This is a genomic window from Tardiphaga sp. 37S4 (assembly GCF_021044645.1).
Lineage (GTDB): Bacteria > Pseudomonadota > Alphaproteobacteria > Rhizobiales > Xanthobacteraceae > Tardiphaga > Tardiphaga robiniae.
Genome location: NZ_CP088008.1, coordinates 6,006,924 through 6,024,261, shown reverse-complemented (window position 1 = coordinate 6,024,261; position 17,338 = coordinate 6,006,924). Strand labels below are relative to the sequence as shown.

Here is a 17,338-nt window from a genome sequence, read left to right as displayed (position 1 = left end):
GCGAGACGAAAAGCTTAACTCAACTTGCGAAGACGACGACCTTCGAGCGCGACAATTGGCCGCCGCGCAGCGCTTTGCTCGATGGATTTGGGCCGTTTCGGCGGTTTCGGGAGCTTTTCGGCGATACCGAGCATGTCTTCACGCCGGCTCATCTCGGCCCAGACCTGCTCAGGACGCACGCCCGCGGCCGCCCACAATACAGTCAAATTGTAGAGAAGATCGGCGCTTTCGCGGATCACGGCGTCCGGTTTGCGGTTGATCGCATCGATGACGACCTCGATGGCTTCTTCGGCGAGCTTCTTCGCCATCTTTTCCGGCCCCTGCTGATAAAGCCGGGCCGTTCGCGAGACCGAGGGATCGAGATCCTTGGCCGCGATCACCGCCTGATAAAGCCGGTCGAGCGAATCACTCATGCAACTACACTATCCCAAAGCCGTGGCCAGCGCGTTAACGCCTGGCATTCAAGTGTCTGCAACGACGTCAAAACGCCGGCCGCAAGCGCGACCGGCGTTTGATAGTTAAGTGACAGTTGCATGACGGAATAAGTTGTGACCGATCGCGAACTACCAGGTCATACGACGCGAATTATCATAACCATGACCACCGCCGTAGCCGCGATACGGTACGCCACCGTAATAGGCAGGACCGCCATCATAATAGGCTGGGCCACCGCCGTAGTAGCCGTAGCCCGGGCCATTATCGTAGTAATAGTCACGACGGCTCTGCGTTGCAGCGATTGCGCCAATGGTACCGACGATGGCGCCAAAGGCCGCAAGGCCGGCAGCATTGCCGCCACCGCGATAGTGACGACGGCGCGCGCTGCTGAAATCGGTCGCATCGCTGGTGCCGTGAGTTGCAACAGCCTGGCTCGTGCTCTTGGCGACAGGCGCCGCAAATGCTCCGGTCGGCGCAATTGCCGAGATCGTCATGGCCGCGACGGTCGCCACGATGGCGGCGCGGCCAGTCTTATTAAACAATCCATTTCGTACGAACATCTCAATGTCCTCCGTGGTCGTCTGGCCCTGTGGGCCTCTGTATAGCCAACCACTTCGGCCACTATGAGTTCCCCAACCCCAACGGCAGCTGAACGATCGGTGTCCAAATCGGGGCAGTCATCTCCCGTTCAGCCTTTTACGGTTAGAAACGACGCGCAAGATGTCGCACCATACCGCCATCAATCAGACATGCCCGGCGGGGTAACTGCCGGTCCGTCAGTCGTTAAGTATCTTGATGCCCAGAAACGCGACCAACATTTCCCGGCGGCATGTCCTCCTCTCGCTGAGTGCGCTGGGCTCCGTCGCTTTTTGCGCATCATCGGGACACTCCGCTGCTGACGACAAAGCACCGACCAATATCCAGTTTGCGCTCGATCGCGCAGTCGATGCGATTGCCGCACCTTTCGTGCTCGCCGATGCCCGCGGCCTGTACCGGGCCGAGAACTTGAATGTAACCACCACCGTCGCCGCAGGATCGAAGGAGGCCATCGCGCGGATCGCTTCCGGCGCCTGCGACATGGCGCTGGCCGATCTCAATGCGTTGATCCGCTATCGCGGCGATTCCGATGCCGCGACAGTGAAGGCCGTCTTCGTGCTGCTCAACGTAGCACCCTACGCCATCGTCGCCCGCAAGAGCCGCGGCGTGATCTCGCTCGGTAGCCTTGAAGGAAAAGTGCTTGGGGTCGCTGATCGCGATCTCGTGATCCGGCTATGGCCGGCACTGGCCAAGCGAAACAACATCAAGCTTGCAGCCGTGAAGCTGGAGAGGATCAGCGCCGCGGTGCGCGAACCGATGCTCTCGGCCGGTCAGGTCGATGCGGTCACCGGCTTCTCCTATCTCTCGGCGGTCAACCTGCGCGACCGCGGCGTCCCCGCCGATGACTTGGCGGTGTTTCGTTTCGCCGAGTTCGGCTCCGCCGCCTATGGCCTCGCGCTGATCGTCAATCCGAAATTCGCTGCCGCCAGACCTGAGGCCGTGAAAGCATTCATTCGTGCCGTCACCGCCGGGACGCAGTTGGCGATCCAGGACCCGGCCAAGGCGATCACCGACGTCGTGACCCAGATGGAGAATGGTTCGCGCGAGCTCGAACTGACGCGGCTCCACATTGCCATTACCGACAATATCCTGACCGACGACGTCCGCCGCGACGGGCTGGGTGGCATCGACGCCGCACGCTTTGAGGCGTCGCTCAACGAGATCGCCGAAGATTTTACCTTCAAGAAGCGCCCCTCAGCCGCGGACATCTTCGACGACAGCTTCCTGCCGGGCTCGGTCGGCCGCAAGATGAACTGAAGAAGTTCAACTGAACAACTTTTCCCGAAGCTGTATTCGGCTGCCATCCCCGCCTAGACTGTGCGCAATCGGTTATCCCGTTCGCGCTGCGCTGAGTGACCTCCCATGATCCGTCTTTACACCCGTGTGCTGGAGCTGCTCGGCAAGGAGAGGCGCCTTGGCTGGATCCTGGCGGGCGCCAACCTGCTGCTGGCCGGCGCGCAATTCGCCGAACCGGTGCTGTTCGGCCGGATCATCGACGTGCTCTCCGGCAATCTCTCGACGGCCGCAATGCAGACGGACAGCGCATCGCCCTGGCCACTGCTGGCGGCCTGGGTTGCGTTCGGCCTGTTCACCATCGTCTGCGGCGCGGTGGTGGCGCTTCATGCGGATCGCCTCGCGCACCGCCAGCGCCAGGCGGTGCTGACCGATTATTTCGAACACATCATGCAATTGCCGCTGACCTTCCACACCGGCACGCATTCAGGCCGCCTGATGAAAGTGATGCTGGCCGGCACCGATGCCCTCTGGCGCGTCTGGCTCGGCTTCTTCCGCGAGCATTTCGCCTCCATCGTCTCGCTGCTCGTCCTGCTGCCGCTGTCGATCTATCTGAACTGGCGACTGGCCATCCTGCTCGTGATCCTGTGCGTCGTGTTCACGGTGCTGACCACCATGGTCGTGCGCAAGACATCCGGCATGCAGAGCGACGTCGAGGAACATTACGGCGACCTTTCCGCGCGTGCTTCCGATGCCCTGGGTAACGTCGCACTGGTGCAGAGCTTCACGCGCATCGATGCCGAGGTGCAGGGTCTGCGCGGCGTCTCCAGCCAGTTGCTTGAAAAGCAGATGCCGGTGCTATCATGGTGGGCACTGGTCTCGGTGATGACCCGCGCCTCCACCACCATCACCGTGCTAGCGATATTCACCGTCGGCATCGCGCTGCATCAGCAGGGTCTCACCACCGTCGGCGAGATCGTGATGTTCGTCAGTTTTGCGACGATGCTGATCCAGAAGCTCGAACAGGTCGTCTCCTTCATCAACACCATCTTCATGGAAGCGCCGCGGCTGCGCGATTTCATGAATGTGCTCGATGCCGTGCCTGCCGTGCGCGACCGTATCGACGCCATGGATCCCGGCCGGCTGCAGGGCATGGTCGAATTCAACGACGTGTCGTTCTCCTATGACGGCAAGCGGCCGGCCATCGCGGATCTGTCCTTCACGGCGCTGCCCGGCGAGACCATCGCGCTCGTCGGCGCCACCGGCGCGGGCAAATCCACCGCTATCGCGCTGCTGCACCGGGCCTTCGACCCGCAATCCGGCATCATCTCGATCGACGGTATGGATGTCCGTGCACTCACCCTGTCGGGTCTGCGCCGAAACATCGGCGTCGTGTTCCAGGAGGCGCTGCTGTTCAATCGCTCCATCGCCGACAACCTGCGCGTCGGCAAGCCGGATGCAACGGACGAAGAGTTGCGCATTGCCGCTGCCCGCGCCCAAGCGCTCGATTTCATCGAGCGCAGCGATAACGGTTTCAACACCAATGCCGGCGAGCGCGGCCGCATGCTGTCCGGCGGCGAGCGGCAACGGCTGTCGATCGCGCGCGCTTTGCTGAAGGACCCGCCGATCCTGATCCTCGACGAGGCCACCAGCGCGCTCGATGCCGTGACCGAGGCCAAGCTCAACGTCGCTCTCGATGAAGTGATGAAGGGCCGCACCACCTTCGTGATCGCGCACAGGCTGTCCACCATCCGCAACGCCACGCGCATCCTCGTATTTGAGAACGGCCGCGTGATCGAAGCGGGAACTTTCGATGAACTCGTGATGCAGGGCGGCTATTTCGCCAGTCTGGCCGCCGCCCAGTTCATGGTTCAGGAGGACGCACGCGCCAGCATGGCACTGCCCGATGTCGCCGAACCCCTTTGATGTCTTTGGAGAACCGGTCGAAATTTGGCCCCTTTCATCACCGATTTAACCGGCTCGCCACTGTTCTGATGCTCTCGGCCGGTATAGGTTTGCAGCCGTCACCGCGTGACGGCAGACCGACATGAGAGCCCCGAACCTCAAATCCAAGAATTGCTGCGCGCGGTGCTGGAGCACTGCAGGCGGGCCGCAAAGGACCGGAATCGGATAGTGCAGTTTCACTTCGCATCGCGCCGCCTGCTATCACTCAACTGGTTCATTCTCGCCGCGGCACTTGCGCTGGGCGTGACCGCGCCGCGCACGGCCCTTGCTGAAGCGCTTCTGCTCGTCGAAGCCGATACCGGCAAGGTTCTGCAGGCTGAGAACGCGACCTATCCGTGGCATCCCGCCTCCGTCACCAAGCTGATGACGACCTATGTCACGCTGCAGGCGGTGAAGCAGGGACGCATCAACCTCGACACGGTGGTGACCGTGTCGCCGATCGCCTCCGCACAGTCGCCATCGAAGATGGGCTTCAAGGCCGGCACGCAGGTCACCATCGATAACGCGCTGAAGATGATGATGGTGAAGTCCGCCAACGACATGGCCGTCGTGCTTGCCGAAGGCGTCGGCGGCTCCGTCGACGGATTTTCCGCGATGATGAATGCTACGGCTCAGAAGCTCGGCATGACGCAGACCCACTATGTCAATCCGAACGGCCTGCCTGCCGACGAACAGGTGACCTCGGCGCGCGACCTCGCGATCCTTGCGCGTGCGATCATTCGCGACCTGCCGGAATACGAATATTTCGTCCATATTCCCGCGATCAAATTCGGCCGCCGCATCACGCCGAACTTCAACAAGCTGATCGGCCGCTATCCCGGCGCCGACGGCATGAAGACCGGTTTCATCTGCGCCTCCGGCTACAATCTCGTCGCCACCGCCACCCGTGGCAACAAGCGGCTGATCGCGGTGGTGCTCGGCGCCTCGTCCGGCCAGGCGCGCGCGGTCAAGGCAGCGCAGCTGCTGGAGCGCGGCTTCAACACCGGCACAGGCGGCCTGACCTGGCTGCAGCCGGCGCTCGGCACCGTGGATGCCCTCGCACCGATCGACGCCGCACCGCCCAACCTGCGCGACGAGATGTGCGGACCGAAACGCAAGCGCCCGGCCAGCGACGCCGATGATGAAGTCGTCGCCAGCAACGAAGCCAGCAGCCAGGCCATGTCGTTCTTCACCGCCGGTCTGCAGCCGCCAACGCTGCGCCCGGTCGACATGATTGCCGCAGCCGCCGCACCGGTCGAGCCAGTGATCGTTTATATTGGCCCGAAGAAGACCGGTGCCGACCTGATCGCCGCCAATGCGGTGGAAGAAGCCCGGCAGACCCCAAAACCCAAGGGTAAGAAGGGCACCAAGACCGCCGCCAAGAAGCCTGATGCGGCAGCCGACACCAAGGACGCCAAAACCACAGCATCGGCCGAGGCGAAACCAGCCGCGAAACCTGCGGCCAAACCGGCTGCAAAACAGGCAGCGGTGAAACCGGATGCAGCCGCGCCGAAACCGGCCGCTGCAGCTAAGCCAGCCGCCGCCAAGCCCGCGGCTGCCAAGCCTGCCACGGCAGCCACCGCCGCTCCGGCCACAACGCCGGCCAAGCCGAAGGCAGCGGCCAAACCCGCACCGAAGGCTACCACCGGCGAAGCCAAGCCGGCTGCGGCAGCTCCGCGCACTTAGACCTTCGTCGACAAGGCTCAACTATCATCGTTAACGCGGCCGGTTTCCGGCTGCGTCATGTTGCGCCGCGCCTTGCTATCAAGGGCAGCTTTGCTCAATACTTCGACGAAATAATCAAATCGAGGGGGAAGTGTCATGGAGCGTATCTGGCTCAAACAATATCCGGCAGGCGTGCCAGCCGACATCGACGTCAGTCTATATCCGTCGCTGGTCGATCTGCTCGAAGAGAGCTTTGCCAAATTCCGCGATCGCAAAGCCTTCATCTGCATGGACAAGTCGATCACCTATCGTGAGCTCGACGAAATGTCCCTGGCGCTCGGCGCCTATCTGCAAAGCAAGGGCCTCGCCAAGGGCGCCCGTGTCGCGCTGATGATGCCGAACGTGCTGCAATATCCGATTGCGACCTCCGCGGTGCTGCGCGCCGGCTATGCCGTGGTCAACGTCAACCCGCTCTACACGCCGCGCGAGCTCGAGCATCAGCTCAAGGATTCCGGTGCCGAAGCCATCATCGTGCTGGAGAACTTCGCTTCCACCGTGCAGCAGGTGATTGCCAAAACCAATGTGAAGCACGTGATCCTTGGCAGTATGGGCGACATGCTCGGCTTCAAGGGCGTGATCGTCAATCTCGTGGTCCGCCGGGTAAAGAAGATGGTGCCGGCCTACGAATTGCCGGGCGCTGTCTGGTTCAACGATGCAGTCTCCGCCGGCCGCAGCATGAAGATGAAGAAGCCGGTGCTCGGGCCCGACGACGTCGCTTTCCTGCAATATACCGGTGGCACCACTGGCGTTTCCAAGGGCGCCACGCTGCGCCATCGCAACATCTTGGCCAATGTGCTGCAGAACGATGCCTGGCTGCAGCCGGCGCTGCGCAAGCCGCCGCATGTGGACCAGCTGTTCATCGTCTGTGCGCTGCCGCTCTATCATATCTTCGCGCTGACGGCCTGCTTCCTGCTGGCCGTGCGCGCCGGCGGCGTCAACCTCCTGATCCCGAACCCGCGCGATATGCCGGGCTTCGTGAAGGAGCTGATGAAGTATCAGGTCAACAGCTTCCCGGCGGTCAACACGCTCTATAACGGATTGCTGAATACGCCCGGTTTCGACCAGGTGGATTTCTCCAAGCTGAAGATTTCCAACGGCGGCGGCATGGCGGTGCAGAAGGCGGTGGCCGAGCGCTGGCTGAAGACGACCGGCTGCTTCGTGGCCGAAGGCTACGGCCTGTCGGAAACCTCGCCGACGCTGACCTGCAACCCGGCCGATGTCGATCAGTTCAACGGCTCGATCGGCGTGCCGGTGCCATCGACCTGGATCTCGATCCGCGACGACGACGGCAACGAAGTCCCGCTCGGTGAGCCCGGCGAGATTTGCGCCAAGGGCCCGCAGATCATGTCGGGCTACTGGAACCGGCCGGATGAGACCGCCAAGGTGATGACCGCGGACGGCTTCTTCCGCACCGGCGACATCGGCATCATGAGCCCCGACGGTTTCACCAAGATCGTGGATCGCAAGAAGGATATGGTGCTGGTCTCGGGCTTCAACGTCTATCCGAACGAGGTCGAGGACGTCATCGCCAGCCATCCCGGCGTGCTGGAATGCGCCGTGATCGGCGTGCCCGATCCGAAGACGACCGAGGCGGTGAAGGCCTTCGTCGTCAAGAAGGACCCGAACGTCACCGCCGAGGACATCATCAAGTTCTGCGGCACCCAGCTCACCAATTACAAGGTGCCGAAACAGATCGAATTCCGCACCGCTTTGCCGAAGACCAATGTCGGCAAGATCCTGCGCCGCGAACTCCGCGACGAGAAGAAGCAGGCCTCAGCGGCCTGACACACTGCTATAGGGTGGGCCCGCTCTCGCATGGCCCACCCTATAGACTTCAGCATGACTGCAACGACTCCCGCCGACATCATCACCTTCTGGACAGACGCCGGCTGGGACCGCTGGTACGCCAAGAACGACGATTTCGATGCCGAGATCACCCGCCGCTTTCGCGCGCTGTGGGATGAGGCCGTCGCAGGCAACCTTGCGTCATGGGAGGCCAGTGACGAGGGCACGCTCGCTTTGATCCTCGTGCTCGACCAGTTTCCCCGCAACATGTTCCGCAACGACCCGCGCGCTTTTTCCAGCGATCGCCTCGCTTGCGAGCTCACGATCAGGGCCGTCGCACGCGGCGTCGATCAGCGCGTCGACCAGCAGATGCAGCAGTTCGTCTATATGCCGCTGATGCATTCGGAAGACATCGCCGATCAGGAGCGCTGCTGCGCGCTGTTTCGCGCCATCGGCGAAACCGACAATCTGAAATTCGCCGACGAGCACGCCGACATCATCCGGCGCTTCGGCCGCTTCCCGCACCGTAACCGGGTGCTGGGGCGCAGCACCACGGCGGAGGAACAGGCGTTTCTGGATGCAGGCGGCTTCGGCGGGTGACGTCATCAGGATGCGCGCAGCAGGCCAAGTTTTGCGCAGCGCCCAATATTGCCCGCGTCATGCAGCCGGTCTAAACACACTCACCCTTACTTTCAGGAGAGACCGACGATGACCATTCAAGTTGGCGACAAGCTGCCCGAGTCCAAGCTCCGTGTCATGACCTCCGAAGGTCCGGCCGTGAAGACCACCGACGACATCTTCAAGGGCAAGAAAGTGGCGCTGTTCGCCGTGCCCGGCGCCTATACCGGCACCTGCCACAAGATGCATCTGCCGAGCATCTTCCTCAACGCCTATGCCATCAAGGACAAGGGCGTCGACACCATCGCGATCATCTCCGTCAACGATGTGTTCGTGATGAACGCCTGGAAGAAAGACACCGACCTGCGCGACGAAGCGGTGTTCCTCGCCGACGGCAATGCCGACTTCACCAAGGCGATCGGCATGGAGCTCGACGCATCCGGCAACGGCCTCGGCATCCGCTCGCATCGCTATTCGATGCTGGTGGAAGACGGCAAGGTGACCAAGCTCAACCTCGAGCCGGCACCGGGCAAGGTTGAAGTCTCCGGCGGCGACACGCTGCTCGGCCAGCTGTGAGCTGATCTGGTTTCCCCTCCCCCTTGCGGGGGAGGGTGCGTAGGCGGCCTTTGGCCGCCGTTCTTGAAAAGAGACGCCGATGCAAAGCATCGGCTATGGCGAAGCGAAGGCGGGAGAGGGGTAGCCACAAAGTACAGCGCTTGCGGCTACCCCTCTCCCGTCTTGAACGCACTCCGTGCGTTCAATCCACCCTCTCCCGCGGCGCGCAGCTCCGCTGCACTGGGGGAGAGGGGAAGAAAAGAACTACCTGCCCCGGTTCTCCGCCAGCCCGTCCCGCGACAGCTGATCGGCACGCTCATTCTCCGCGTGGCCGGCATGGCCCTTGACCCAATGCCAGCGCACGTCATGGGTCTTCAGCGCGGCGTCGAGGCGCTGCCACAGGTCGACATTCTTGACCGGCTTCTTGTCCGACGTCTTCCAGCCGTTTTTCTTCCAGCCGTGAATCCAGCTCATGATGCCGTTGCGCAGATACTGGCTGTCGGTGTGCAGATCGACGGAGCACGGCTTTTTCAACGCTTCCAGCGCGGAAATCGCCGCCATCAGTTCCATGCGATTATTGGTGGTGTGGGCCTCGCCGCCCTTCAATTCCTTCTCGGCGTCGCCGAAACGAAGGATCGCGCCCCAGCCGCCGGGGCCGGGATTTCCCGAGCAGGCGCCGTCCGTATAGATCGTCACAGGCGTCGCAGTGGTCACGCGGGCTGCCTCGCCGCTTCGACGCCGTAGTCGGCCATCGACGTCACCGACTGGTGGAAGCGCAGCTTGCGGACATACTCGACCGGATCCTTCGGCTTCACGAAGGCGCCTTCCGGCACATTGAGGAAATCCACGAGACGCGTGAGCAAGAAACGGATCGACGCACCCCGCGCCAGCAGCGGAAACGCCGCGCGCTCGGCACCAGTCAACGGACGCACCGCCTCATAGGCATTGAGGAAGGCGCGCGCCTTGGTGGCATTGAACGACAGGTCCGGCTCGAAGCACCAGGCGTTCAGGCAGATCGCCACGTCGTAGGCCAGCATGTCATTGCAGGCGAACGGGAAGTCGATCAGGCCGGAGAGCTTGTCGCCGAGAAAGAACACGTTGTCCGGAAACAGATCAGCATGGATCACGCCTTCCGGCAGATCGGTTGGCCAATGCGCGGCAAGATAGTCGAGTTCGGTCTGCAGGAAAGCGCGCAGCCCGGGCTGAACCGTATCGGCGCGCGGTGCCGCGAGTGCGAGCAAACCGCGCCAGCCATCGACCGACAGGTTGTTCTTGCGCACCAGCGGGAAATCGCGCCCGGCGACATGCATCCTCGCCAGCGCTTCGCCGACACCGGCGCAATGCATCGCATTGGGACGACGCGGCCACATGCCTTCGAGAAAGTTGATGATCGCGGCGGGCCGGCCGGCGAGCGATGCATAGACCGCACCGTCGCGATTCTTCTGCGGCTGCGGGCAATTCACGCCGCGCGCGCAGAGATGTGCCATCAGACCGAGGAAGTAAGGCAGGTCATCCGCTTCGACGCGCTTCTCATAGAGCGTGAGGATATACGCGCCCTTGGAGGTGTGCATCAGGAAGTTGGAATTCTCGACGCCTTCGGCGATGCCCTTGTAGGAGAGCAATTCGCCGACATCGTAGCTCTTCAGGAAGTCCGCGAGATCATCGGCGGCAACATCGGTATAGACCGCCATCGCGGTTACGCCGCGGCCTCGGGACGCAGCGAACGCGGCAGCGGGAAGAATTCGTTTTCTTCAGCAGCCGACACCGTCTCCACATGCAGCTCATAACGCTGCGCGAAGGCGTCCATGATCTCTTCGACGATCACTTCCGGCGCCGAGGCGCCTGCCGTGATGCCGAGGCTGGTGATGCCCTCGAACATGCTCCAGTCGAGATCGCTGGCGCGCTGTGCCAACACCGAAACCCTGCAGCCCTCGCGCTCGGCCACTTCGCGCAGACGCTGCGAGTTCGACGAGTTCGGCGCGCCGACTACGATCAGCGCATCCACCACCGGCGCCACCTTCTTCACGGCAAGCTGGCGGTTGGTGGTGGCGTAGCAGATGTCTTCCTTGTGCGGCCCGTTGATCGTGGGGAAGCGGCTCTTCAGCACTTCGACGATCTCGGCGGTGTCGTCGATCGACAGCGTCGTCTGGGTCACGAAAGCGAGATTGTTCGGATCCTTCGGCTGGAAGGTCTGGGCGTCTCCAGCGGTCTCGATGAGCTGCACAGCGCCAGGCGGCAGCTGGCCGACGGTGCCGACTACTTCCGGGTGATGCGAATGCCCGATCAGCAGGATCTCACGGCCGCGCTTGAAGTGGATCGCCGCCTCGCGGTGCACCTTGGTCACCAGCGGGCAGGTCGCATCCAGCGAGAAGAAATTGCGCTGACGGGCATCTTCAGGAACCGATTTCGGCACGCCATGGGCGGAAAATACTACCGGCGCGGAGGTGTTGTCCGGGATTTCGGCGAGTTCCTCGACGAAAATCGCGCCCTTGGTCTTCAGACTGTCCACCACATACTTGTTATGGACGATCTCATGCCGGACATAGACCGGCGCGCCATGGATGGCGAGTGCGCGTTCGACCGTATCGATCGCCCGGACGACGCCTGCGCAGAAGCCACGCGGCGAACAAAGAACGATTTTCAGGGACGGTTTGGTCGTCATATCGGGGCGATCCAGGGGCCTGGGCACCAAAATGGCAGGTGCGATGGGTCAGATTGGCAAAATTCAGCCAAAGAGCTTGTCTGAATAAGGACTTGGGGCCGGTTTGCGGCGCTGTCAAGGCCGAACTGCCGGGCATTGCGCGGTTGCCCTCTGACAGATTATATAGAGCCTTAATTCCCGTCATCACCGATGACCAGACGGCTTCGCCTCCGAAAGAGGTGGGCGAAGCGCAAAGGAGATGTGCCATGAGCAATGCCCCGCTGATGCCAAAGGCGACGGCCGTGTGGCTGGTCGACAATACGGCGCTGACCTTCGATCAGGTCGCCGATTTCACCAAGATGCACCCGCTCGAGATCCGCGCCATTGCCGACGGCGACGCCGCCCAGGGCATCAAGGGCATGGACCCGATTTCCAACGGGCAGCTGACCCGCGATGAGATCGAAAAGGGCGAGAAGGACAAGAATTATCGGCTCAAGCTCGAAGAGAGCAAGGTGATCCTGCCGCCAGCCGCCAAGAAGAAGGGCCCGCGCTACACCCCGGTGTCGCGCCGTCATGAGCGCCCGAGCGCGATCCTGTGGCTGGTGCGTAACCATGCCGAGCTGAAAGACAGCCAGATCATGCGGCTGGTCGGCACCACCAAGACCACCATCGCCTCGATCCGCGACCGCACCCACTGGAATGCTTCGACCCTGACCCCTATGGATCCGGTGACCCTCGGCCTGTGCTCGCAGATCGAACTCGATTTCGAGGTGCAGCGCGCGGCCAAGGAAAAACCGACCGACCAGGCTTACGGCGGCGCGACCCTACTGCCGGCCTCGGAAACCACCCGCAAGGATGAGCTGGAGACCGCCGAGAGCGGCAGCGGCGACCTCAATGTCGACGCCGTGTTCGCCAAGCTGAAGGGCATCGGCGGCAGCAAGAAGCAGGACGACGACGAATAAGCGGCTGCGCTGCGCGCAGATGCGCGGCGGCAAGGACAGAATTGAAAACGCGGCGGTTCATCCCGCCGCGTTTTTGTTTCAGGTGATGCGCCGCCCGCTTACGCCAGCGGGCGACGGATGCTGACATTGATGCTGCCGTCATCGTCATATGCCACCAGCTTGCCGATGAAATTCGAGAACGACGTGGCGACTTCGATGAAGCAGCCCTGTCTGTCGATCATGTAAGCGAGGACGTCGTCGGCATTCTCCAGGTTCACGCCTGCATCAGCCAGTTCGCTGATGTCCGGGATGACCTCGTGATCGACGAAGTAGATCTTGCCCTTCGCCTTACCCTTGTAGATTTCGACGATCGGATCGCCGCCGTGACTTTCCGCCACCGGATAGCAGAACGCACGAAACGCTTGGTCCCAGAGATCGGCTTTGGCCAAGAATACCCCTATGTCGTTATATTCGAAGCCGGTATCGAGGCCGTGCAGATAGCGAATTGAATCGAATGTCTCGACGCCATCAGCCAGCGGGCTGGCTGTGTCGAGATCGAAATAGAAGCCGTTATGCGCTTTCAGAAACGCCGTATAATCGGACGAGAATTCGATGCCCTGCTCCGCGGCAAAGGCCGCTATGGCTTTGTCCATCACCGGCTTGAATGTCATCGCATCGGGATAGTCTTCGAACCTGAACTCGTTCGCCATCATGTACTCCGCTTATGCGTTAGGGATCCCGCCTGAGCGGTGCCTTCCTTGGTGCTGCAGAGGTAAGGCAAGGTTCATGGCCGCGCCCGACGCATAATCTTCACTTTCCAAACGCCATCGAATCCTGCGACATCGCGCATGGACGGCAACGCATGGAGTGGCGACGATGGCATCTCTCTGGCTTGGTCTGATGCGCTTGCTGGCCGGCTTCCGCCGCGGCCTGCGCGATCCCGAATTTCGCGCGATCCTGTTCCTGCTGGCCATCGCCATGACCGGCGGCACGATCTTCTTCCGCATTGTCGAGCACTGGCGATGGATCGACGCCGCCTATTTCAGTGTGATGGCCCTGACCACGGTTGGCGACGCCACGCTGTCGCCGACCACGGCCATCGCCAAGATCTTCACGATGCTGTTCTCGATCTGTGGCATCGGACTGATGCTGGCGTTCCTGTCACGGCTCTCGACGTTCCGAGAGCGATATGATGACAGAAAGCGTGAGAAGTAATCCTCACGCCTTCTTCAGAAATTCCGTGCGCAGCACCAGGCCCTTGACCTTGTCGGTGCGGCCTTCGATCTCGTCTTCGTTGTCGGTGAGATGGATGTTCTTGATCACGGTGCCGCGCTTGAGCACGGTGGACGAGCCTTTCAGCTTGAGGTCCTTGATCAGCGTGACGGTATCGCCTTCGGCGAGCAGCGCGCCGTTCGAATCCCTGACCTTGATATCCATGATGCGTCCTTTGCGGGGGTGCCTGTCTTCCCCTTTCCCCGCGCAGCGAAGCTGCGCAAGGCGGGAGCTGGCGGACGAATTCGTCCGCCATGGTGGATCGAACACGCGAAGCGGGTTCGAGACGGGAGAGGGGGTGGTGCAAAACACGCCCCCTCTCCCGCCTTCGCTTCGCTCAGGCACCCTCTCCCACAAGGGGAGAGGGGAAGCAAGAAATACCAGGGATCAGAACTTGTAGGTGATACCCGTGCCGACCAGCCACGGGTCGAGCTTGACCTGACCGGTGATCGCCGCGCCGCTGGCCAGCGTGCCTTCCCAATCCGGGCGCATCCACATCTTTTTCACATCGACATTCCAGCCCCAATGCTTGTCGATCATGTAATCGAAGCCGAACTGCAGCACCGGCGCCGCGGTGTCTTTCAAACGGCTGTTGATCACGCCCACGCCGCTGGCACTCTGGCTGAAGAACCAGGTGTAGTTCACGCCAGCGCCGATATAGGGCTTGAAGGCGCCGAACTGCGTGAAGTGATATTGGAAGGTCAGCGTCGGCGGCAGCAGCCACGCCTTGCCGACGTCGAGGCCGGCGATCGCGCCGTCACCGGTGACGTGGTGCTTGGTGACACCAAGGATCAGTTCGGCTGCGAGGTTCGGCGTGAAGAAATACGAGATGTCGAGTTCGGGAACGACCTGATCGGAGGTCTTCAGGCTGGAGCCCGGCACCTGGTGAACCGTACCACCATTCTCCGGAATGACGCCGAGCACGCGCAGACGGATCATCCAGGGATTCCACGCCTCGACCACCGGCGCCTTGGTGTACGGCGTCGCCGCCGGAAGATCGGCGGCGTCCGCCGTTGTCGCCATGCTGGTCATCGCCGTTGCTGCCATCAGCAACGACATGGTCGTCAAGATTCTCTTCATCGCCAAGCGCCCTGTCTTTCGATTCGTTCGGGGTGAACGATCTCACCCGATCAGATCCGAAAGACGCTCGCCGCGGCGCTCACACGTTGATCTCAATCAAAAGCAAACGACCGCACAGCGTCTCGCTGCGCGGTCGTTGCCTTTGGGAGACACAGTGTTGCGGAATATCAATCCGCGGCGTTACGGCCGGCTTGGATTGTTCAGCATGTACTCGCCGAGATTGCGCTGCGCGCGGTCGGCGCGATTGATGGCATTGCTGCGCTGAACGTCGCGGTCCTTGCGGCAGGCCGCATATTCCGGCGAACCGACAGCGACACCATTAGCGCGGCAGATCGCGTCATCGTCATCGCCGAGGCTCGACATGGGAATGTCGGTGCGGCGCGCGCAGGCGCTGAGCAGCGTCGCGGCCAGCGTCAGCGCGATGAGAGAGGTCGAGGTCAGTCGCATGCATGGTTCCGTTACTTGATCTTCTCTGTCATTGCCGGGCTTGACCCGGCAATCCAGCTTTGCCGTTTGAAAGGAAGATGGATGCCCGGGTCAAGCCCGGGCATGACGTGAGAGTGTTTAGCGCGAAATGCGGGATTTGTAAGGTCTGCTTAGACCCTGCCCTTCAACGCCGCGCCGATTTCGTCCAGCGACTTCGGATCCTCGATGGTCGCGGGCATGGTCCAGCTGTCGCCGTCCGCGATCTTCTTGATGGTGCCGCGCAGGATTTTGCCCGAACGCGTCTTCGGCAGCCGGCCGACAGCGATGGCGAGCTTGAACGCCGCGACGGGGCCGAGCTTTTCGCGCACCAGCGCGACCACTTCCTTCTCGATGTCAGCAACCGGCCTCTCCACGCCGGCCTTCAGCACCAGGAAGCCACAGGGAACCTCGCCCTTGATGCTATCCTTGATCCCCAGCACGGCGCATTCGGCAACGTCAGGATGCGAGGCCAGAATCTCTTCCATGCCACCGGTGGAGAGCCTGTGGCCGGCAACATTGATGATGTCGTCGGTGCGGCCCATCACATAGACATAGCCGTCATCATCGAGATAACCGGCATCGGAAGTTTTGTAGTAGCCGGGAAATTCATTGAAATAGGCTTCCTTGCAGCGCTCGTCCTGCTCCCACAATGTCGGCAGACAGGCCGGCGGCATCGGCAGCTTGATCACGATGGAGCCCATGGTGCCCGCGGGCAGCGGCTTCGACGCTTCATCGACGACCTCGATCTTGTAGCCGGGCATCGGCACCGTCGGCGAGCCGTGCTTCACCGGCAGTTGTCCTAGGCCCACCGGATTGCCAGCGATGCACCAGCCGGTCTCGGTCTGCCACCAGTGATCGATCACCGGCACCGTCAACTGCTTCTCGGCCCAGTCCACCGTCGGCGGATCGGCGCGCTCGCCGGCGAGAAACAGCGTGCGAAATTGCGAGAGATCATATTTGCGAATGAAGCTGCCGTCCGGATCGTCCTTGCGGATGGCACGGAAGGCGGTCGGCGCCGTGAAGAAAGCAACGGCCTTGTGTTCGGAGATGACACGCCAGAACGCGCCGGCATCCGGCGTGCCGACCGGCTTGCCTTCATACATGATCGAGGTCGCGCCATGGAACAGCGGCGCATAGACGATATAGCTATGGCCGACCACCCAGCCGATGTCGGAGCCGCACCACCAGACTTCGCCCGGCTTCACGCCATAGAGATTCCACATCGACCAGGCGAGCGCGACGGCATGACCGCCATTGTCGCGCACCACGCCCTTCGGCTTACCGGTCGTGCCGGACGTATAGAGGATATAGAGCGGATCGGTCGCCAGCACTGGCACGCAATCCGCGGACTTCTCCGCCGCCATCGCCTTGCTGCGCAATTCGGCCCAGTCATGATCGCGGCCGGCCACGAGATCGCAGCCATGCTGCGGGCGCTGCAGGATGATGCAGGCATCGGGCTTCGCGCTGGCGAGCGCGATCGCGTCATCCAGCAGCGGCTTGTATTGCACGATGCGGCCGGGCTCGATCCCGCAGCTCGCCGACAGGATCAGCTTCGGCCTCGCATCGTCGATGCGTGTCGCGAGCTCCTTCGCCGCGAAGCCGCCGAACACCACCGAATGCACCGCGCCGATGCGCGCGCAGGCGAGCATGGCGACCACAGCCTCAGGTACCATCGGCATATAGAGGATGACGCGATCGCCCTTGCCGACGCCAAGGTCCTGCAGGATGGCGCCGAGCACCTGCACCTCATGCAGCAGCTGCGCATAGGTGAATTTCCGGACCTCACGCGTCAGCGGCGAGTCGTGGATCAGCGCGAGTTGATCGGCGCGGCCACCGGCGACATGGCGATCCAGCGCGTTGTAGCAGGTATTGAGCAGGCCGCCGACAAACCAGCGGCCGTAGAGCCCCATGGACGGATCGAACACCTTCTTCGCTGGCGCAATCCAGTCGATCGCCTTCGCCGCCTCGCCCCAGAAGCCTTCCGGATCGGACAGCGACTGCGCGTGGACGTCGTGATAGCGGCTGGATGCGTTGGTCGTCATGGCGT

18 protein-coding genes are annotated in these 17,338 nt (G+C 62.2%); 8 read left to right on the top strand and 10 right to left on the bottom strand.

Annotated elements, in window-relative coordinates:
- Positions 1-14: 14 nt before the first annotated feature.
- Both hisE and LPB73_RS28600 read right to left on the bottom strand, forming a co-directional pair.
- Positions 15-413 carry a phosphoribosyl-ATP diphosphatase gene (gene hisE / locus LPB73_RS28605; RefSeq protein WP_089267666.1) on the bottom strand — a complete coding sequence of 133 codons (399 nt, stop codon included), beginning with the start codon at positions 411-413 and terminating at the stop codon, positions 15-17.
- 150 nt (positions 414-563) lie between these two features.
- Positions 564-995, bottom strand: coding sequence for a hypothetical protein (locus LPB73_RS28600; RefSeq protein WP_120287316.1), 432 nt, complete (start codon positions 993-995; stop codon positions 564-566).
- Between the two features lie 235 nt (positions 996-1,230).
- Between LPB73_RS28600 and LPB73_RS28595 the strand changes: the two genes are divergently transcribed.
- The 6 genes from LPB73_RS28595 (at position 1,231) to LPB73_RS28570 (ending at position 8,913) form a co-directional block, all read left to right on the top strand.
- On the top strand, positions 1,231-2,289 hold the full coding sequence (locus tag LPB73_RS28595; RefSeq protein WP_231078997.1) for an ABC transporter substrate-binding protein: 1,059 nt from the start codon (positions 1,231-1,233) through the stop codon (positions 2,287-2,289).
- A 105-nt stretch (positions 2,290-2,394) separates the two neighbouring features.
- Complete coding sequence (locus tag LPB73_RS28590) at positions 2,395-4,191, top strand: glucan ABC transporter ATP-binding protein/ permease (RefSeq protein WP_231078996.1); 1,797 nt, start codon at positions 2,395-2,397, stop codon at positions 4,189-4,191.
- A 207-nt stretch (positions 4,192-4,398) separates the two neighbouring features.
- On the top strand, positions 4,399-5,895 hold the full coding sequence (locus LPB73_RS28585; protein WP_414716835.1) for a D-alanyl-D-alanine carboxypeptidase family protein: 1,497 nt from the start codon (positions 4,399-4,401) through the stop codon (positions 5,893-5,895).
- 135 nt (positions 5,896-6,030) lie between these two features.
- Positions 6,031-7,719, top strand: a complete 1,689-nt coding sequence (locus tag LPB73_RS28580; protein ID WP_089267671.1) for a long-chain fatty acid--CoA ligase — start codon at positions 6,031-6,033, stop codon at positions 7,717-7,719.
- A gap of 54 nt (positions 7,720-7,773) precedes the next feature.
- A complete protein-coding gene (locus LPB73_RS28575) occupies positions 7,774-8,319 on the top strand; it encodes a DUF924 family protein (protein ID WP_231078994.1) in 546 nt (181 codons plus the stop codon).
- 108 nt (positions 8,320-8,427) lie between these two features.
- Positions 8,428-8,913 (top strand): peroxiredoxin, encoded by a 486-nt coding sequence (locus LPB73_RS28570; protein ID WP_089267673.1) that lies wholly within the window; start codon positions 8,428-8,430, stop codon positions 8,911-8,913.
- A 243-nt stretch (positions 8,914-9,156) separates the two neighbouring features.
- Here LPB73_RS28570 and rnhA read toward each other — a convergent pair whose 3' ends face one another.
- Genes rnhA through ispH form a run of 3 tightly spaced genes read right to left on the bottom strand, consistent with a single transcriptional unit; the run spans position 9,157 to position 11,554 of the window.
- Positions 9,157-9,606 (bottom strand): ribonuclease HI, encoded by a 450-nt coding sequence (rnhA, locus tag LPB73_RS28565; RefSeq protein WP_089267674.1) that lies wholly within the window; start codon positions 9,604-9,606, stop codon positions 9,157-9,159.
- The gene (locus LPB73_RS28560; RefSeq protein WP_231078991.1) at positions 9,603-10,583 is read right to left on the bottom strand and encodes a homoserine kinase; all 981 of its coding nucleotides are present in this window, start codon (positions 10,581-10,583) and stop codon (positions 9,603-9,605) included. The genes rnhA and LPB73_RS28560 overlap by 4 nt, the downstream gene beginning before the upstream one ends.
- Positions 10,584-10,588: 5 nt before the next feature.
- Positions 10,589-11,554, bottom strand: coding sequence for a 4-hydroxy-3-methylbut-2-enyl diphosphate reductase (ispH, locus tag LPB73_RS28555; RefSeq protein ID WP_089267676.1), 966 nt, complete (start codon positions 11,552-11,554; stop codon positions 10,589-10,591).
- A 245-nt stretch (positions 11,555-11,799) separates the two neighbouring features.
- Here ispH and LPB73_RS28550 point away from each other — a divergent pair, with 245 nt between their 5' ends.
- Positions 11,800-12,495, top strand: a complete 696-nt coding sequence (locus tag LPB73_RS28550) for a DUF1013 domain-containing protein (RefSeq protein ID WP_089267677.1) — start codon at positions 11,800-11,802, stop codon at positions 12,493-12,495.
- Positions 12,496-12,593: 98 nt separating this feature from the next.
- Here the strand turns inward: LPB73_RS28550 and LPB73_RS28545 are convergent, their stop codons facing one another.
- Positions 12,594-13,184: an SMI1/KNR4 family protein gene (locus LPB73_RS28545; protein WP_231078989.1), complete on the bottom strand. Its 591-nt coding sequence runs from the start codon at positions 13,182-13,184 to the stop codon at positions 12,594-12,596.
- A gap of 166 nt (positions 13,185-13,350) precedes the next feature.
- Between LPB73_RS28545 and LPB73_RS28540 the strand changes: the two genes are divergently transcribed.
- Entirely contained in the window at positions 13,351-13,689 is a 339-nt protein-coding gene (locus tag LPB73_RS28540) for a potassium channel family protein (protein ID WP_184512154.1), read from the top strand.
- A 3-nt stretch (positions 13,690-13,692) separates the two neighbouring features.
- Here the strand turns inward: LPB73_RS28540 and LPB73_RS28535 are convergent, their stop codons facing one another.
- From LPB73_RS28535 to LPB73_RS28520, 4 genes are all read right to left on the bottom strand, one after another.
- Positions 13,693-13,911 (bottom strand): alkylphosphonate utilization protein, encoded by a 219-nt coding sequence (locus LPB73_RS28535; RefSeq protein ID WP_011665834.1) that lies wholly within the window; start codon positions 13,909-13,911, stop codon positions 13,693-13,695.
- Between the two features lie 222 nt (positions 13,912-14,133).
- Complete coding sequence (locus tag LPB73_RS28530) at positions 14,134-14,826, bottom strand: OmpW/AlkL family protein (RefSeq protein WP_231078987.1); 693 nt, start codon at positions 14,824-14,826, stop codon at positions 14,134-14,136.
- 180 nt (positions 14,827-15,006) lie between these two features.
- The gene (locus tag LPB73_RS28525; RefSeq protein ID WP_089267682.1) at positions 15,007-15,273 is read right to left on the bottom strand and encodes a hypothetical protein; all 267 of its coding nucleotides are present in this window, start codon (positions 15,271-15,273) and stop codon (positions 15,007-15,009) included.
- 149 nt (positions 15,274-15,422) lie between these two features.
- Positions 15,423-17,333 carry a propionyl-CoA synthetase gene (locus LPB73_RS28520; RefSeq protein WP_231078986.1) on the bottom strand — a complete coding sequence of 637 codons (1,911 nt, stop codon included), beginning with the start codon at positions 17,331-17,333 and terminating at the stop codon, positions 15,423-15,425.
- Positions 17,334-17,338: the final 5 nt, after the last annotated feature.

What these genes read in the sequence shown, in the direction of transcription:
- hisE (WP_089267666.1), bottom strand. Translation starts at nt 413, where the DNA reads ATGAGTGATTCGCTCGACCGGCTTTATCAGGCGGTGATCGCGGCCAAG.
- LPB73_RS28600 (WP_120287316.1), bottom strand. Translation starts at nt 995, where the DNA reads ATGTTCGTACGAAATGGATTGTTTAATAAGACTGGCCGCGCCGCCATC.
- LPB73_RS28595 (WP_231078997.1), top strand. Translation starts at nt 1,231, where the DNA reads ATGCCCAGAAACGCGACCAACATTTCCCGGCGGCATGTCCTCCTCTCG.
- LPB73_RS28590 (WP_231078996.1), top strand. Translation starts at nt 2,395, where the DNA reads ATGATCCGTCTTTACACCCGTGTGCTGGAGCTGCTCGGCAAGGAGAGG.
- LPB73_RS28580 (WP_089267671.1), top strand. Translation starts at nt 6,031, where the DNA reads ATGGAGCGTATCTGGCTCAAACAATATCCGGCAGGCGTGCCAGCCGAC.
- LPB73_RS28575 (WP_231078994.1), top strand. Translation starts at nt 7,774, where the DNA reads ATGACTGCAACGACTCCCGCCGACATCATCACCTTCTGGACAGACGCC.
- LPB73_RS28570 (WP_089267673.1), top strand. Translation starts at nt 8,428, where the DNA reads ATGACCATTCAAGTTGGCGACAAGCTGCCCGAGTCCAAGCTCCGTGTC.
- LPB73_RS28560 (WP_231078991.1), bottom strand. Translation starts at nt 10,583, where the DNA reads ATGGCGGTCTATACCGATGTTGCCGCCGATGATCTCGCGGACTTCCTG.
- ispH (WP_089267676.1), bottom strand. Translation starts at nt 11,554, where the DNA reads ATGACGACCAAACCGTCCCTGAAAATCGTTCTTTGTTCGCCGCGTGGC.
- LPB73_RS28550 (WP_089267677.1), top strand. Translation starts at nt 11,800, where the DNA reads ATGAGCAATGCCCCGCTGATGCCAAAGGCGACGGCCGTGTGGCTGGTC.
- LPB73_RS28545 (WP_231078989.1), bottom strand. Translation starts at nt 13,184, where the DNA reads ATGGCGAACGAGTTCAGGTTCGAAGACTATCCCGATGCGATGACATTC.
- LPB73_RS28540 (WP_184512154.1), top strand. Translation starts at nt 13,351, where the DNA reads ATGGCATCTCTCTGGCTTGGTCTGATGCGCTTGCTGGCCGGCTTCCGC.
- LPB73_RS28535 (WP_011665834.1), bottom strand. Translation starts at nt 13,911, where the DNA reads ATGGATATCAAGGTCAGGGATTCGAACGGCGCGCTGCTCGCCGAAGGC.
- LPB73_RS28530 (WP_231078987.1), bottom strand. Translation starts at nt 14,826, where the DNA reads ATGAAGAGAATCTTGACGACCATGTCGTTGCTGATGGCAGCAACGGCG.
- LPB73_RS28525 (WP_089267682.1), bottom strand. Translation starts at nt 15,273, where the DNA reads ATGCGACTGACCTCGACCTCTCTCATCGCGCTGACGCTGGCCGCGACG.
- LPB73_RS28520 (WP_231078986.1), bottom strand. Translation starts at nt 17,333, where the DNA reads ATGACGACCAACGCATCCAGCCGCTATCACGACGTCCACGCGCAGTCG.